The organism is Micromonospora sp. NPDC049559, from assembly GCF_040676675.1.
GTDB lineage: Bacteria > Actinomycetota > Actinomycetes > Mycobacteriales > Micromonosporaceae > JBFAPK01.
In genome coordinates this window covers 125954-142558 of record NZ_JBFAPK010000005.1, presented here as the reverse complement: position 1 = coordinate 142558, position 16605 = coordinate 125954, and the positions used below count along the sequence as shown (strand labels likewise).

Annotated in this window: 11 protein-coding genes; 5 read left to right on the top strand and 6 right to left on the bottom strand. The window is 69.9% G+C overall.

The window, feature by feature from the left end:
- Window positions 1–108 precede the first annotated feature (108 nt).
- The 4 genes from AB0J86_RS09515 to AB0J86_RS09500 all read left to right on the top strand — a co-directional run bounded on the left by AB0J86_RS09515 (window position 109) and on the right by AB0J86_RS09500 (window position 11062).
- Window positions 109–2106 carry a DUF2075 domain-containing protein gene (locus tag AB0J86_RS09515; protein ID WP_363855083.1) on the top strand — a complete coding sequence of 666 codons (1998 nt, stop codon included), beginning with the start codon at window positions 109–111 and terminating at the stop codon, window positions 2104–2106.
- Between the two features lie 206 nt (window positions 2107–2312).
- Entirely contained in the window at window positions 2313–6437 is a 4125-nt protein-coding gene (gene pglW, locus AB0J86_RS09510) for a BREX system serine/threonine kinase PglW (protein WP_363855080.1), read from the top strand.
- Window positions 6434–9925 carry a BREX-2 system adenine-specific DNA-methyltransferase PglX gene (gene pglX, locus AB0J86_RS09505; RefSeq protein ID WP_363855077.1) on the top strand — a complete coding sequence of 1164 codons (3492 nt, stop codon included), beginning with the start codon at window positions 6434–6436 and terminating at the stop codon, window positions 9923–9925. The genes pglW and pglX overlap by 4 nt, the downstream gene beginning before the upstream one ends.
- Before the next feature lie 165 nt (window positions 9926–10090).
- The gene (locus tag AB0J86_RS09500; RefSeq protein ID WP_363855074.1) at window positions 10091–11062 is read left to right on the top strand and encodes a hypothetical protein; all 972 of its coding nucleotides are present in this window, start codon (window positions 10091–10093) and stop codon (window positions 11060–11062) included.
- A gap of 51 nt (window positions 11063–11113) precedes the next feature.
- Here the strand turns inward: AB0J86_RS09500 and AB0J86_RS09495 are convergent, their stop codons facing one another.
- The 6 genes from AB0J86_RS09495 to AB0J86_RS09470 form a co-directional block, all read right to left on the bottom strand.
- Window positions 11114–11545, bottom strand: a complete 432-nt coding sequence (locus AB0J86_RS09495) for a hypothetical protein (RefSeq protein ID WP_363855071.1) — start codon at window positions 11543–11545, stop codon at window positions 11114–11116.
- The gene (locus AB0J86_RS09490; RefSeq protein ID WP_363855068.1) at window positions 11529–12200 is read right to left on the bottom strand and encodes a hypothetical protein; all 672 of its coding nucleotides are present in this window, start codon (window positions 12198–12200) and stop codon (window positions 11529–11531) included. The genes AB0J86_RS09495 and AB0J86_RS09490 overlap by 17 nt, the downstream gene beginning before the upstream one ends.
- The gene (locus AB0J86_RS09485) at window positions 12197–12457 is read right to left on the bottom strand and encodes a hypothetical protein (protein ID WP_363855065.1); all 261 of its coding nucleotides are present in this window, start codon (window positions 12455–12457) and stop codon (window positions 12197–12199) included. The genes AB0J86_RS09490 and AB0J86_RS09485 overlap by 4 nt, the downstream gene beginning before the upstream one ends.
- 89 nt (window positions 12458–12546) lie before the next feature.
- Window positions 12547–12909 carry a nuclear transport factor 2 family protein gene (locus tag AB0J86_RS09480; protein WP_363855061.1) on the bottom strand — a complete coding sequence of 121 codons (363 nt, stop codon included), beginning with the start codon at window positions 12907–12909 and terminating at the stop codon, window positions 12547–12549.
- Between the two features lie 111 nt (window positions 12910–13020).
- A complete protein-coding gene (locus AB0J86_RS09475; protein ID WP_363855058.1) occupies window positions 13021–13215 on the bottom strand; it encodes a DUF397 domain-containing protein in 195 nt (64 codons plus the stop codon).
- The gene (locus tag AB0J86_RS09470) at window positions 13208–14089 is read right to left on the bottom strand and encodes a helix-turn-helix transcriptional regulator (protein ID WP_363855055.1); all 882 of its coding nucleotides are present in this window, start codon (window positions 14087–14089) and stop codon (window positions 13208–13210) included. The genes AB0J86_RS09475 and AB0J86_RS09470 overlap by 8 nt, the downstream gene beginning before the upstream one ends.
- Window positions 14090–14457: 368 nt before the next feature.
- Here AB0J86_RS09470 and AB0J86_RS09465 point away from each other — a divergent pair, with 368 nt between their 5' ends.
- On the top strand, window positions 14458–16605 hold the full coding sequence (locus AB0J86_RS09465) for a hypothetical protein (protein WP_363855052.1): 2148 nt from the start codon (window positions 14458–14460) through the stop codon (window positions 16603–16605).

Sequence of the window (16605 nt, the reverse complement as noted above, 5' to 3'; positions counted from 1 at the left end):
AGGTGACCACGCAATCAACAGCTATCGCCAGTCCAGCGGACCGACGGGCTTCCCAGCCGAGGGACATGCCCCCACCGCACGAGATCTTCGTGTCACGGGGGCCTACCAGTGTCGGCGTTCCATACCACGCCCAACCAGATCGTCCAGCTTGACGACGCAGGACAGCTCGAAACTGAGGTGGCCCAACATCTGACCGAGGCCGGGTGCGACATCGGCGAGAACGAAAGACGTGCCTGGCGGAACAGTTTGCCGACCCTCGCCCGCCACCTCTGCGAGCTGGGGTTCGGCGATCTCGACGCGCTCGTGGAGTACCAGCTTCCGCGCAGCAGCCGTCGGATCGATGTCGTCCTCGCCGGCGCGGCACCGGGGTCAGGGCGCCCCGCCTACCTCGTCGTGGAGCTGAAACAGTGGAGCTGGGCAAACTGGTACGACGGTAGCGAGAGCCTGCTGAACGTTCCCGGGATGCATGAGCGCCAGTTGCATCCCGCGATACAGGTCCAGGCCTACTGTTCGTACCTGGTCGACTTTGTCTCGTGGCTTCCGGAGTGGCCGGACGCCGTTCACGGGATGGCCTATCTGCACAACGCAACGCGAGACAGGATTCCCGAGCTACTCGCGCGGGAGCGGCCGTACCAAAGCATGGTCTACACCCGTGACCGTAAGGTCGAGTTCGCCGGCTACCTCAAGCGTCGGTTTGCCACGGCCCGGAGCGGCCATGCCGCGCACCGGCTGCTCACCAGTCCGATCCGGGCGAGCCGGCAACTGCTGACCCTCACCGCCGAGGAGATTGGCAGCCGTAGTCACTTCACCCTGCTCGACGAGCAGCGCGAGGCGTACGAACTGGTCCGACGGGCCGTGCGCTGGGCCGACGAGGGGCGGCGCAAGCGGCTGGTGGTGATTTCGGGTGGGCCGGGCAGCGGCAAGAGCGCGATCGCGCTCAACCTTCTCGCCGACCTGGCTCGGGAGGGCCGCCAAGTGGCGCACGCCACAGGGTCGAGGGCGTTCACCCGGAGCCTGAAGCAGTACGCCAGACGGTCACGCGATCCGTACCAACGGACCGTCCCGGTTTTCAACTACTTCTTTGACTTCATGCGGGAGCGGCCGGATCGCATCGACGTGCTGATTTGCGACGAGGCGCACCGCATCCGGGAGCGTTCGTACCGGGGCGGCGTGACGGGCTCCCGGTCGCAGGTCGACGAGCTGATCGACGCGGCGAAGGTGCCCGTCTTCCTGCTCGACGCGGACCAGGTGGTGCGGCCGAACGAGGTGGGGAGCGTGGAGCTGATCCAGGAGGCAGCGGAACGGCGGGACTTGGACGTCGACCCGGTCATCCTGGGCGCGCAGTTCCGCTGCGGCGGCAGTCCACGGTACGAGCGGTGGTTGCTTCGCCTGCTCGGGCTGGTCCCCGGCGGACCGTACCCGTGGCCGGGAGACGAGAACTTCCGACTGGAGTTGGTTTCCTCGCCGGAGGAGATGGAGGCGCGGCTCCGGCAGCGGCAGGATGCGAACGAAACGGCGCGGATTTCGGCGGGCTTCTGCTGGGAGTGGACCCACGAGCCGCGTGACGGACGTCTCGTTCCGGACGTGACGATCGGACGGTGGTCGCGGCCGTGGAACCTCGACGACGGCTACAGTGTCCGGGGCGTACCAAAGGGTTCCTACTGGGCGACGGACCCGCGCGGATTCGACCAGGTCGGCTGCATCTACACCGCCCAGGGTTTCGAGTACGACTGGTCCGGAGTGATCGTCGGCGGTGATCTCGTGGTGAACAACGGCCGGCTCATCACCAGACCCGAGAGGTCGCACGACCCCGCCATCGTCGACAAGCGAGCCAGGAACGTCGACAAACTGATCCGCAATACCTACAAGGTGCTGCTCACTCGGGGGCTGCGCGGAACGTTGGTCTACTCGGTCGACAAGGACACGCAGGAGTTTCTCAGCCGGCTCATTCCCCCTGTGCGCAGGCTGCGGATCCGAGAGGCCGAGGGCGTGCAGCGCCTCGCGCCGTCCAGGGCCGTCCCGCAGCGGCCCGGTGACGTTGTCCGTCAGGAGGCGGACGGTGCCTCGGTGCCGGGGAAGACCCAGTCGACCGATGGTGGCCCCTGACCCGGTTGTCGGCATCCCGACTCGTCGGAATTGGGCTCGAACGGACGATCGAAATCGCAGGTAAGAGGCATGGTCGGCGAATCGGGATGCATGGCGGTACGAAAAGCGGGTTTTCGATCGCCGGAACCGACGACTACGGTCCACAGGTTGGCTCAACTGAACATGGGGAGTGACTGCCATGACTACGCCGGCGCGTGGGGCGCGGTATGCGTGAGGACTCGCCGCGTTGGGAGCAGATAAACCCGAGCATCTTCCCCCACGAGCAGGATGGCCTGCGCGAGCTGGCGTCCTACCTGCCGGACGCGGAGCCGTACCACGTCTGGGCCAATGTGGAGTTCGTCGGTACAGACGGCTCGATCAACGAGGTAGACGCGCTGGTGCTGACTCCCAGCGGCCTGTGGGTGCTGGAACTCAAGCACTGGCAGGGCGAGATCTCCGGCGACGGCCAGCAGTGGCGACGTCGGATGCCCAGCGGCAGCCGCTGGGTGGTGGACAGCCCGGTGATCCTGGCCAACCGCAAGGCCAAGCGGTTCGCCAGCGTGATGCGCCAGTACGCGCCGCATGGTGCTCGGATTCCGTACGTGGGGGCGGCCGTCTTCCTGCACGCCCGCAACATGCAGTCCGGCCTGGACGAGATCGGCCGCCAGCACGTCTACGGGTTGGACGCCCACTCGTCGTCCCGGCTGCCCAGCCTGAAGACCATGCTGCTCTCCCGCCCGGCCGAGCAGCGACACTTCGTCGACGCCGTCCGCGCCCGGCAGATCGTCGAGCTGGTGCGCGGTGCCCGGATCCGCCCGTCGGTGGCCGATCGCCGGATCAACCAGCTCACGCTGCACCAGCGCCCGTTCGCCGAGGGCATCGGCTGGCAGGACTTCCTCGCCGACCACGCCGTGGACGCCTCGCTGCTGCGTCGAGTCCGCTTCTACCTGACCAGCCGGGCCGCCGAGGAGGACGTACCGGCGATCAAGCGGGCCGCCGAGCGCGAGTTCCGGCTTCTGCAGGGCATCCACCACCCCGGGATCGCCCGCGCGCTGGACCTGGTCGAGCACCCGTGGGGGCCGGCCGTCGTCTTCGACCACCGCGAGGAATGGGTACGCCTCGACCAGTGGCTCGCCGGGCGCGACGGCAAGCTGCAACTGGCCCAGCGGCTGCAACTCGTACAGGATCTCGCCGAGATCGTCAGCTATGCGCACTCGCGCCGGCTGTCGCACCGCTCGCTCAACCCGAGGGCGATCTACGTCTGCGACCCGGAGGGCCCGCGTCCCACGCTGATGGTCACCGACTGGCAGACCGGCGGCCGGCTGCCCGGCACCCGGATGACCCAGCTTCCGTCCGCCACCGACCCGGCCAGCCTGGAGCTCTTCTTCGACGACGTGGTGCGCCGCTACCAGGCGCCGGAGGCGGCCACCCTTGACGACCTGCCAGGGCACCAGCTCGACATCTTCTCCCTTGGCGCGCTCGCGTACCGGATCTTCGCGGGGAAGGATCCGGCGACGACCGCCGAGGAGTTGGTGGCGGCGGTGGCCGGCGGCGGGCTGCACCTCGACGCGGTGGCCGACGGCATGCCGTACGCCCTGGTGGAGAGCATCTACGACGCGACCCGGGGCGACCCCGCGCACCGGATGAAGCGAGTCGCCCACTTCCTGGCGAACCTCGACCTGGTCTGGGAGGAGCTGACCGCGCCCGAGCCGGAACCGGTGATCGACCCGCTGCAGGCGCACCGTGGGGACGTGCTCGACGGCGGCCTGGTGGTGCTGGGCCGACTCGGCAGCGGCGCCACGGCCACCGCCCTGCTGGTGCGCCGCGAGTCGGACGACGACCGTCTGGTGCTCAAGGTGGCGCGGGACGAGCAGTTCGCGGACCGCTTCGCCGCCGAGGCCCGTACCGTCGACAAGCTGCGCGACGCGCGGGTGGCCGCGCTGGTGCAGGGCCCGATCCGGGTGGGCAACCGGACGGCGCTGCTGTTGGAGAGCGCCGGCGAGCGCACCCTCGCCGAGGACCTGCGCGGCGGGCGGCTCGCCCTGGACCTGCTCGAACGCTACGGCCGCGACCTGCTGGAGATCGTGTCGTTCCTCGACGGCCAGGGGGTGTGGCACCGGGACATCAAGCCGGCGAACCTCGCCTCGCGGCCCCGGCCGAAGGATAAGCAGCCGCACCTGTGCATCTTCGACTTCTCCCTGGCGGCGGTGCCGGCCGACCAGCTCACCGCCGGTACGACGGCCTACCTGGACCCGTTCCTCGGGCCGCCGGCTCGGCTGCGCTACGACGCCGCGGCCGAGCGGTTCGCCGCCGCGGTCACCCTCTACGAGATGGCCACGGGCACGCTGCCCCAGTGGGGTGGCGGGGCCAACCCGGCCGCCGTCACCGACGAGGTCAGCCTCGACCCGGCCGCGTTCGATCCGGCGATCGCGGACCGGCTGGTCGCCTTCTTCGCCAAGGCGCTGGCCCGGGACGTCCGGGCCCGGTTCGACACCCTCGACGAGATGCTCGACGCGTGGCGGGCGGTCTTCCGGGAGATCCCCGAATCGCCGCTGGTCACCGACGACACCGGCGGGGTCGCGCCGCTGCGGCGTACGTCGCCGCTGGAGGCGACCGAGCTGACCGCCCGTGCCCGGTCCGCGCTGGAGCGGCTCGGCATCCTCACCGTCGGCGAGCTGTTGGACGCCGAACCGTCGGCGCTCACCCGGGCGCGCGGCGTGCCGGACGCGACCCGCAAGGAGATCCTGGCGCGGACCCGGGAACTGCGCGCCCGGCTCGCCGCCGGCACGCCGGAGCAGCCGGCGGCACCGGGCGGCGCGACGGCCCAGGGGATCGAGGCGCTCTGCGCCACGCTGCTACCGCCCGGCAACGGGCGTACGACCTGGCAGCGTTCGGCGCTGCGGGTGCTGCTCGGCCAGGTGGCGGGCGAGGACGGCCACTACCCGCGCTGGCCGTCGCAGGGCGAGGTGGCCCGGCTCACCGGCAAGCTGCAACCGCAGGTGTCGGTGCTGCTGCGCCGCACGATCGAGAAGGAGTGGCAGGCCAACCCGGCGCTGGCCACGGTCCGGAACGAGATCGTCGCGCTGCTCGACGCCCGGGGCGGTGCCGCGTCGAGCGAGGAGGTAGCCGAGGCGTTGATCGCGGCGCGCGGCTCCTACACCAGCGAGCCGAAGCGGACCGCGCAGGCGATCGGCCTGGTCCGCGCGGCCGTGGAGACCGAGCTGAGCCAGGGCGGGAACGCCCGGCTGGCGATCCAGCGGCTGCGCGGCTCCGACACGGTGCTGATCGGCCAGGAGCCGGACGACCCGACCGCCGAGCGCACGGCGGCGGACCTGCTCGGGTACGTGGTGCGGCTGGGCCGGCGGGCCGCCGCGCTGGCCGCCGCCGACCCGCTGCCGAGCCGGCAGCGGGCGGTGGAGGAGCTGCGGGCGCTGGAACCGCCGCCGGCCGGGATGCCGCCGCTGAGCGAAGCCCGGCTGCTGCAGCTCGCCGCCGCCGGCAGCGGCGGCGAGGCGGCCGTCAACGCGCAGGGCCAGCTCTATCCGGCGGGGATGCCCGCCGAGCGGGCGCTGCGACTCGCCGCGGGCGCGCTGGTCGGGCAGGAACTCGACCCCGAGACGGTACGCAAGCGCATCCGCGCCCGGTTCCCGCGCGCGCAGGAGCTGCCGCCCCGGCCGGCGCTGGACGACCTGCTGCGGGAGATCCCGCTGACGTGGCACGCCACGCTGAACCGCTTCGTCCCGCCGGCGCAGAACTCGTCGCTGACCGGTACCCGGGTGGCGAGCACCACCGGGCCGATCCTCGGCCCGGACGCCGGCGCGCAGACCCACACCCGGCTGACCGGCCTGCTCGACCGGCGCGGTTTCCTGGTGGTGCTGGCGTCGATCCGGCGGCTCGTCGCGGCCCGCCGGGCGCTGCTGGACCGGCTCGGCCTGGTCGAGGTTGACGTCACCGCGATCATGCTGGAGCGGCTGCGCGGGCTCGGCTTCCCGTGGGAGGCGATCGTCGCGGCCGACAACGGCGCCCCGGCCGACGCGGACTTTCGATCTCTGGTCGAGCTGGTGCAGCACCACGTCGTACCGGCGGTAGAGGAGGCGCTGGCCGGCACCGATCGGCCCGTGCTGATCACCGAGGCCGCGCCGCTGGCCCGCTACCAGCAGCTTCGGCTCGTTCAGGAGTTGGCCGACCCGACCCGCGCCCGCCCGGCCGCCCGGCTGCTGCTGGTGGCCGCCCGCAAGTCGGAGCCGGCGATGCTCGACAACCAGCAACTTCCCCTCACCTCGCCGAGCCAGTCCCTGTGGCTGCCCGACGAGTGGATCAACCCCGCCCCCGAGAGGACCACCCCCCGATGATCGCGCTGAAGGCGCTCCAGGCCCAGGTCACCGCGCTCACCGATGACCTGCGCGAGCAGGTCGGCCGCGACTCCGAACTAGCGTCGTCGCTGGAGAAGGAGCACGCGCAGGCGACAGCCGCGAAGCGTACGGCGGGCACCTTCGAGAGCTGGCTGGAGGACGTCCTCGACCAGGCGGCGGTGGCCTGGGTGCTGGGCTGCGTCTTCGTCCGCTTCTGCGAGGACAACTCGCTGGTCGAGCCGCTCTGGATCGGCGGCGCCGAACCGGCCGCCCCGGCCGAGCGGGCGGTGCAGCACCGGCAGCAGTACCTGATCGAGAAGCCGCGGTACAACGACCGGCACTGGCTGCGGGAGGCGTTCGGGTACCTGCGCGGGCTGCGCGCCACCGGCAAGATCTTCGACGAGCACAACCCGGTGTGGCGCTTCGACATCTCTGGTGAGGCGGCCGAGAGGCTGTCGGAGTTCTTCCGGCGCGGCCCGGGCGCCGTCTCGCTGCGCCGGGACGACCTGGACACCCGGTTCCTCGGCGACCTCTACCAGGACCTGTCGACGCACGCGAAGAAGACGTACGCGCTGCTGCAGACGCCGGAGTTCGTGGAGGAGTTCATCCTCGACCGGACCTTCGAACCGGCGGTGCGGGAGTTCGGCCTCTCGGAGACGAAGGTTATCGACCCGACCTGCGGCTCCGGGCACTTCCTGCTCGGCGCGTTCGGCCGGCTGGTGCGCAAGTGGCGCGACCGCGAGCCGGCCGGCGACATGCGAGTGCTGGTCGAACGGGCGCTCGGCCAGGTGACCGGGGTCGACATCAACCCGTTCGCGGTGGCCATCGCCCGGTTCCGGCTGCTGATCGCCGGGATGAAGGAGTGCGGGCTGTCGTCGCTGGAACGTACGCCCGCCTGGGGCGTGCGGGTGGCGACCGGCGACTCGCTGCTGCACTGGGGTCGAACCTCCCGAGTGCAGGGAGACATGCTGGCGCCGCTGGAGGGCAAGGAGGCTTTCGCGTACGTCACGGAGGATGCCGATGTGCTCGGCGAGTACCTACGCGAGGGGCAGTACACGGTGGTGGTCGGCAACCCGCCCTACATCACCGTCAAGGACAAGGCCCTCAACGAGCGGTACCGGTCGGAGTATTCGACGGTGTGCCACCGGCAGTACGCGCTGACCGTGCCGTTCGCCAAGCGCTTCTTCGAACTGGCCAAGCGGTCGGACGAGCACGGCGAGGGCGCCGGTCACGTCGGCCAGATCACCGGCAACGCCTTCATGAAGCGCGAGTTCGGGAAGCACCTGATCGAGAAGTACTTCGCCCACGAGGTCGAACTGACCGAGGTGATCGACACCTCGGGCGCCTACATCCCCGGCCACGGTACGCCGACGGTAATCCTGATCGGCCGTGCCAATTACCGGCATCGGACGGCGACCGTCCGAACGGTTCTAGGGGTCAGTGGAGAGGTATCTGCCCCTGTTAATCCAGCCGAGGGCGCCGTATGGCAAGCGATCTGCTCCCAGATTGACTGTCCGTCTGAGTCCGATTGGGTTACTGTCGCAGATCTGCCGCGACGACGGTTGACCGTCCATCCTTGGAGTCTCTCAGGCGGTGGCGCGGTTGACTTGATGGAATCTCTACGAAACTGCGCAGATCGCCTTCATTTGAAGGCTTCCATTGGCTTTGCCGCAATATCCGGCGAGGATGACGCCTTTCTCGTTGATAATGGAACCGCTGCACGCCGCACGTTGAAATCAACTCGACGCGCGGTAAGTGGGGGAGACGTGCGGGATTTTGCTCTGCATGAGGGGGATCTCTGCGTTTTTCCATACGAAGATGACTTGACTCGCAGTGCAATCGATAAGATTCGCAATGCAATTCGATTCCTTTGGCCGAATCGTCGCGTGCTGGAGGTGCGAAAGCGATTCGGCATCCCCGTTGAAGAAATAGCTCATCTGAAATGGTATGATCTGCGCGAGTTGTATCGAGATAAGCTTATTGCGCCTTTGTTGATTGTCTATGCGGAGGTCGCGACGCACAATCACTTCGTCCTGGATCGCGGTGGAAAGATTTACAGTCAAACGGCGCCTGTTATCAAACTCTCCGGGGAGGTGGGTGAGCGCCATGCCGTTTCTCTGTCTGGCCTCCTGAGCAGCTCAACTGCCTGCTTCTGGCTCAAACAGGTCTGTCACAATAAGGGTGGCCAGGGGGTTAATGAAGGATTCAAATCGCAGCCGTGGGAGAGATTTTATCAGTTCAACGCTACAAAGTTGGAACAATTTCCCCTGCCGGAGGCGTACCCGTTGGAGCGGGCACGGCTGCTCGACTCGCTGGCGCAGCGGCTTGCCAGCCTGGCCCCGGCGGCGGTCGCGGAGTCGGGAGCGCCAACGAGGGACCGACTGCGCGAGACGCGTACGGAGTACGAGTCGGTTCGGGCTCAGATGATCGCCATGCAAGAGGAACTGGACTGGGAGGTCTACCGGCTCTACGGGCTGATTGACGACGACCTGACCTGCGCGGAGCCGCCCGAGTTGAAGTTGGGAGAGCGGGCGTTTGAGATCGTGCTGGCCCGCAAGATGGCGGCCGGCGAGGTCGAGACGCAGTGGTTCGTGCGGCACGGGTCGACGCCGATCACGGAGCTGCCGGCACACTGGCCGGACGACTATCGGGCGCTGGTGCAGCGGCGGATCGAGATGATCGAGTCCAACCGACACATCGGGCTGATCGAGCGGCCGGAGTGCAAGCGCCGTTGGGCCACCGAGGGCTGGGACGCGATGCAGGCCAAGGCGCTGCGGGACTGGCTGCTCGACCGGCTGGAGGCGCCCGAGCTGTGGGGTCCTGCGCCGACCCCGCAATCCGTGGCGCAGCTTGCCGACAAGGTGCGCCACGACGAGGACTTCCGCTCGGTGTTGGAGCTGTGGGTTGGGCGTGACGACTACGACCTGACCAAGACGCTCGCCAAGCTGGTCGCCGACGAGCACGTGCCCTACCTGCCGGTGCAGCGGTACAAGCCGTCCGGGCTGCGCAAGCGGCAGCAGTGGGAGCGCACTTGGGCGCTGCAACGCCTGGAGGACGCGGGCGAGGAGGTGCAGATTCCGGTGCCGCCCAAGTACACCTCGGCAGACTTCGCCAAGCCGTCGTACTGGCGTAACCGCGGCAAGCTCGACGTGCCGAAGGAACGCTTCATCTCGTACCCGAAGGCGGGCCGCGATTCGGACGGCACGGAGTTGCTCGGCTGGGCCGGCTGGGATCACCTGGCGCAGGCCCAGGCCCTGGCCACCGTGTACCTCGACCGCAAGACGCAGGCCGCGTGGCCGAAGGAGCGGCTGCTGCCCCTGCTCGCCGGTATCGCCGAGCTGGAACCGTGGCTGCACCAGTGGTACGCCGACGAGCGTCCCAACTTCCCCGGCCCGCCGGCCCAGTTCTTCACCGACCTGCTCGACGCGGAACTGTCTCACCTTGGCGCCGACCGGGCTGCGTTGGTCGCGGCTGCGGAAGGTGCCTGACGCCTCGATCTCCGCGACAACTACGGCTGACCGAGCACCACGACGGAGCGCTGGAGTGAATTCTTGGGGAGGCAGCGCATGGGTGGGCTTAACCCGGACATAGCCGGGGAACGACCAATATCCCGTCCGCGCGGCGGACGGCACTGGGTTGTCACGGCCGTCGGGATGCTCGTGGTGCCGGTGTTGGTGGTCTTCTACCTTCCCGTGTACGCGAGCTACGAGTCGTGCGTCGGCAAGTATGGTCCCGCGTCAACCGGCAGGGTCGACGGTGTGGCCGGACCGTGTTACGGGGCCACCATGTTGACGGGCGCCATCGTTATCGCCCTCTACGCCATCGCGTTGGTGACCGGCGTCGTGGGTTTCGTCCTCGGGATCGTTGACGGGCGGGCGAGACACCGCTTCGCGTGCGGTCGGTGGATATGCGTCGTCGTGGTCGGCCTCACCGGCCCATGGGCGCTCCTTGCCTACGCGTTCGCGTTCGGGCTGGGTCGGCTGCTGCCGCCACGTCGTGCAGCCCAACCGCGCCAGTCCGACGTGGCACTGCGGCAGGGCTGGCAGGAAGCGATCCACCTGTACCAGCGACTCGCCAGGGGTGAGGGGCCGCCGTCCGTAATCGCGCCCGGATTCCTCGGACCGGGCGCGATCCATATGGATGCTCCGCTGCTTTACTCCCGCTTCTACGGCACCACGGTTACCTACGGGCAGAGCTGGACCTACGCCTATGGATCTCCTGCGGTCGTCACCGGCGCGCTGATTGGCAATGTCATCGGCAACAGCATCGCGAAGACCCGAGCCGCGAACCTGGCACGGCCGCAATGGCGCGAGTTCGCGTACGCCCGGGTTGTGGTGACGCCGCTGACGACGTGGTGCTGTATCGACGGCCGGTGGCTGGCGTTCGACCATGAGGCCGCCTTGGAGTACGTCATCGATGGTCCGGCGTGCATCCTGACCTTCGCTGGCGTCGAACCGCTGCGGCTGTCGGGCCCGTCTGCGTGGTGCCACGCCGTTCTGTATGCCTACTGCCGGTACGGCCCCAGCGGGTGGCAGCAGGCCCCCTTCCTGCACCCGCTACGCGAGGCGGTTCTCAGCTCCACCAAGGCAGCAGATTCGGCCATGACCGCCAGCGATAACGCGTGAGGTCGCCCTCCAACTCAAGTGACGCCGGCGAACAGGTCGTGGCTGCCGTCGCTACATGTACTCCGCGGCCGTGCGTTCCACCTCGCCGATGAACTCTTCGAGCTGCGGCTCGGTCAGCTCCTCGTCCTGCAACAGCTTGCCGAGTACGACGATCTGAATTTGGAGCGCATTTTCGAGGTTGATGCTTTCCGCAAGGTCCGGCTCACCCAGGGCGGCGCGTACCAGCCCTTCCATCTCCAACGTTGGTAGCTCGTCTGCCCCGGGGAACTGGGCCCGGGTCTCGGTTACGAAGCGGGCGACATCGGTGGGGGTGTGGCCGGCGGAAAAGCGCCGATTGACCAGGATGGCGAAAGCCGCACCGATCATCTGAACGCCGCCGGTCCACCCCGCCTTCTCCCACGCGTCCACCAGCCTGTCCACCGTGCCCCAGTCACGCCGGGCCATCGCCCGGATCAGGTCGCTCAGCTCAGTCCGTACGCTCACGTTTCCGTAACCTCGACATTCCTCTGCGGATCGACTGGTATGAACGGTGAATCGCTACGCCGGCGACGAGGCCGACAACGACGAGGTGACCGGCGGCCTCGGGTGCATCGATTTTAGGGCTCTGCCCGGCTGGCGTGCCGACTGTCGGGGTCGTGGTGCCAGCCTTAACCGAACCCGACGGCCCGTCCGGGCCTCGGATGAACTCGGTCGCCTTCCTGATCGCGGCCACGGTCTTCTGGGTGTGGTCCTGGACGTCCTCGACCTTGCGCGTCAGTGTGCCGAGGAAGGAACCGACGTTCCTTCGGGCCGACTCTCGTTGCACCGCCTCCGTCAACAGTTGCTCGCCGGAGGGGGTGGCGAGTTCGCTGGCTTGGCCGCCGGGCATCGAGCCGGGGTTGATGGTGTTGGCGTAGGTGGCGATGTGTCGGGTGGCTTCGGCGATGAGGCGGCCGACCTTGGCTGCCTTCTCGGCGGCGGTACGGCTTTCGGTGAAGGCCGCTGTGATGTCCCGGTGGCCGCTGCCGGTACCGGCCTCGTCGAAGCGTGCCTGCGCCTGCCGGGCGTCGGCCTCGGCCCGTAGCGCGGTGACGCTGGCCGCGTCGAGTGTCTCGGTGGCACTGCGAAGCTGGGCGACAATCTCCTCGATTTGGCTCATCCGAGCGTTCCGAGGTAGGCGTGGGCGTGTGCCTTGGCTGACGCGAGTCGGCGCAGCACCAGCTCGATCTCGTCGGCGGCTTCCTTGAGTTTGGCGCGGGCCTGGCGTACCTCGTCGTGTTCGCTGTCATGCAGGGTGGCCAGGGCGAGTGACCTGCCGTCGTTGAGGCTGGCGTTGGTGCGCTTGATCGTCTGTTCGGCCTCGTGGGCGGCCTGGATGCCCTGCCGGATCGTCGCCTTCACGGCCTCGATGGTCATGGCTTCCGCGTCAATCCGCGGCTGCGCCGATTAACTGAGGGTGTCATCGATTCAACCCTATGCGACCGGTACGAACTCGGCCGCCCGCCTCACTGGCGGATTTCCATCTCCGAGACGAGGTCACCGGCGAAGCGGCACACGTGGGTGACTGTTCCCTCCGCGACGATGGCGCCGGCCAGGTCGCGTACCACCTGGTGCACGGTGACGGCGACGCGCCCGTCGTCCTCTCGCGCGAAGCCGACCGGCTCGACCGTCGGATCGATCTGGGCCCATTGGCGCGTCCAGTACTCGCGCACCGCGTCGCGGCCGTGCACGGTGCCACCCTCCCAGCCGTTCGGCCAGGCGACATCGGGCGTCATGGCCGCGAGCAGCGCCGGCACGTCTCGCCGGTTGAAGGCCGCGTACAGGTCGGTGAGCTGGCGCTGCCGATCCTCGAATCCGTCCGGACCCATGGACCCAGCCTGCCAAGCCGCGCGGCGTCGAGTGGGTCCTATTCGCCACGGGCAGAAGAACCAGTGCCCCGGCGGGTTCGCCGGGGGCACCGTTGGCTTTCGGGTACGTCGTCAGCGGGCGGTTCGGGTCGCGTCGATGAAGGCGGCCCAGGCGGTGGAGGTGAAGGTGAGGGCCGGTCCGGCCGGGTCCTTGCTGTCGCGTACGGCGACCACGCCCGGCAGGTTGTCGGCCACCTCGACGCACTCGCCGCCGTTCGTGCCGCTGCGGGTGCTCTTGTGCCAGCGCGCCTCGGTCAGATCAACCATGATGAACCTCTCCAAGGATCTTGTTGATCAGCAACCTCGATTGTTCCTCATCCAGCGCCAGTTCATCGAGGCTCGCCCAGACCTTCTCGTAGGCCGCGAACTCCTCCGGCCGGTCCAGGTAGAGCGCGCCGGTCCACGATTCGGTGTAGACCACGGGTGGCTCCGGGGTCGACCGATTGCCGGCCGGGAATTCGAGCATGACGAAGGTGCCCGCCTCGTACCCGCGATGCAACCCGGCGGCGAACGGGAGCACGCGGACCACCACCCTGTCCCGCGCGCCAATGGTTAGCAGGTGGCGCAACTGCTCGGCCATCGTTTGGTGGTCGCCGACGGTTCGGAGTAGCGCGGCCTCGGAGAGGATGACCTCCAGTCGTGGGGCCGGCGGAAGTCGACGGTCCAGCAGCGCCTGTCGCTGCAACCGGACCTCCACGAGGCGATCCCGCTCATCGAGGGGCACCTCCGGCCGGTGTTCGAAAGCCGCGAGGGCGTAACGGCGAACCTGCAACATCCCAGGGATCGTCGACTCGTTGAAGAACCGCAGGCGGCGGGCGGCGGATTCGAGGCTGACGTACAGCTCGAACCACTCGGGGATGGCGTCGCCGTACGCGTGCCACCAGCCCTTGTCCTTCGTGGCGGTGGCGAGCCCGAGCAGGGCGCTGGTCAGTTTGGGCGTCGCGCCGTACAGCTCGCACATGGCGCGTACATCCACGGCGCGCACCGCGCCGAGTCCACTCTCGATCCGCCAGACCTTCTGCCGGCTGCACTCCAGCACCTCGGCCGCCGCGTCCAGCGTCACCCCCGCCTCGATGCGCAACTGGCGCAGGGTCCGGCCGAGTTGCCGCCGTGGCACGGTCGAACCCAGATCTTCCGCCATTCCGGAACCACCCCTCCCCGTCGAATTTTTTAACATTCCGCCGACCGCGATGGAACCCGGAAACACCGGCCCCGAAACAGGTTCCGTTCGCGCTCACTTTTATTGCCAGGGTGCCCCTGACCATACAAGATGGCACCGACAAGGCGCGATGCCCGTGCAACTTCCACGGCAATCAAATACCGCCGCGAGATCAATTCCCGAGATCGCTTCGCGAGATCAGATTCGAGAAAGGAGCGATGCTGTCGTGCGCGCGAATTCCGGTACCCCGGGGGTGGGCGAGCGATGAGCCCCCGGTACGTGGCACACCTGCCCTTCACCGCCGCCGACGCGACCGCCGCGCGGCCGTTCGCCTCGTCGAGGCTGCCCCGATGACCGGCGAGCCTGCGTCGACCGGCGAGCCCGCGTCGACCGCCCCGGTGGCGACCGCGCCGATGACGATCACCTGTCCGGACTGCGAGGAGCTGAGCTTCCGCCTGCGGCCGTGCCGCTGCACGGAGGGCGGAGACCGGTTCCTCGTGGACGAGGCGGATCGCGACCTGGCCGGGCGCCGCGAGGCGTACCGGGAGTGCGAGGTCTGCCGGGGCGCCGGCACCGTCGCGACCGAGTGCGTACGCTGCCACCGGCGCGGCCGGCGCCGCGCGCAGCTCGTGCTGACCGTGGCCAACGCCGACACCGGCGCGGTCGCGTCCGCGCAGGTCGTGCCCGGTGCGCTCGACCCCCGCCCGGACCCGTCGGGCCGCTGGGTGGTGGAGCTGACTCCCCGGGTACGCGAACTCGCCGCCACCGTCGGCGCCGCCGTGACCCCCGAGCCGCTGACCCTGCGGCTACCCCGCGCCTGGCGCCCCGACCTGCCCGAGGCGCGCCGGTACGAGCTGGAGGCCCTCGCCATCGTCGCGGAGGACCGCGACCCGTGGCGCGTCCTGATCGGCCGCTCCACCGCGCCGCCCGCGCCCGACCCGGACGCCCGGCTGGCCCGGCTCTGCCACGTCGCCCAGCTGCTCCTGCTGGACCTGGTGGTGGAGGCACGCCGGGAGTACGGCACGCTCGGCTGGGACGTCCGGTACGAGGTGCCCGGCGGCCCCGTACCCGCGAAGACCCGAGCCTGGGCCGCGCGGCTGCCGGCGGCGCTGGCCGCCACCGACGTGGCCGAGGCCCTCGACGGGCTCGGCGCCCGCGGGCTGACCGCGCCCGCTCACCGGCTCGCGCCGCCCGGCCCGGCCCTGGGCGCCGGCCCGGCTACCGGCTGGTTCGCGGTCCCGGCGGTCGACGCCGACCAGATCGAACGCCGCGTCCTCGCCGACTGCGTCGATCGGCTCAGCGGCGCGGAGCTGCCCGGCGCGCAGGCGATCTGGCGCGACGGCCGCTGGTGGCACACCAGCCTGCGCCCCGGCGATCCGATCGAGACGCTGGTCGAGCAGCCGACCGGCCAGATCGTCCGCCGCGAGCGGGTGCCGCTGCGCCGGGGCGCGGAGCCGCCCGCGCCGGGCTGGCTCGGCGAGCCGATCCCGTCGCGCCCCTGCCCGGACTGCCGGCCCGGCAGCCGGCTGCGCACCTGCTCCTGCCTGGCCGGTCGCGCCGCCCCCGACCCCGCGTGCGCCGACTGCGGCGGGGCCGGCATGCGTACCTCGTCGCTGCCCTGCCCGACCTGCGGCGGAAGCCACCGGCTGCACCAGGCGGTCGTGGTGACCATGACGGACCTGCGGCACCGGGTGCTGCACCTGACCTGGCGGGCCGGCACGGCGGAGGTCGCCCCGCTGGTCGCCACCCACCCCGGCGGGCAGCCGGTGGTCCGGCTGCCGCAGCGGTACCGGCTCGGCTCCTGGGCGGCCGTGCTCGGCGTACGCCCGGAGGAGCTGACCGAGGCCGACGGCGGCCACGAGATCGGGCCGGACCTGCGGGACGGGCACGTCACCCTGCCCTGGCGCGGCGCCGACCCGGTCGGCGAGTACGTCCGCTCGGCCGGTCGTGGTCTGCCCGCCGCCCGGCTGCTGGTGGTGGCCGACCCGCCCGAGGTGCCGCCGCTGGCGGAGCTGGTCCGGCTCGTCCTCGGGCTGGACCTGGCCCTGCTGGTCAGCGTCTGCGACCTGCGCCGGAACGCCGGCGACCCGGTACGCCTCGACGGGGTGCGCTGGTCGGTCGACCTGCTGCCCCGGGACGCCGAACCCGAGCGGCCCGACGCTCCGCACTGCCCGGGCGTGGCGGCGGCCGTCGCCTACTTCCTGGAGTATCTCGACGGCGCGCTCGCCGGGACGGTACCGGCCGAACCGGAGCATGCCGTCCCCGTGCCGGCCGCGCCCGCCGCACCGCTCGGCGTCGACCCGGTGCCGGCGCTGGAGCGGCTCGCCGCCCGGCACGCCGGCCAGACCGTCACGGTTTGGTTCGCCCGGAACCGCTGTGCCGTCCGCGTCACGGGCGGCGACGGCGGCGTACGCCCGCTCGCCGAGGCCGTCGACCTGCCCGCCGCCCTGCGCGCCCTTGGCTTGCCGGAAAATCTGGGCCTGCCGGAAGAACGATGA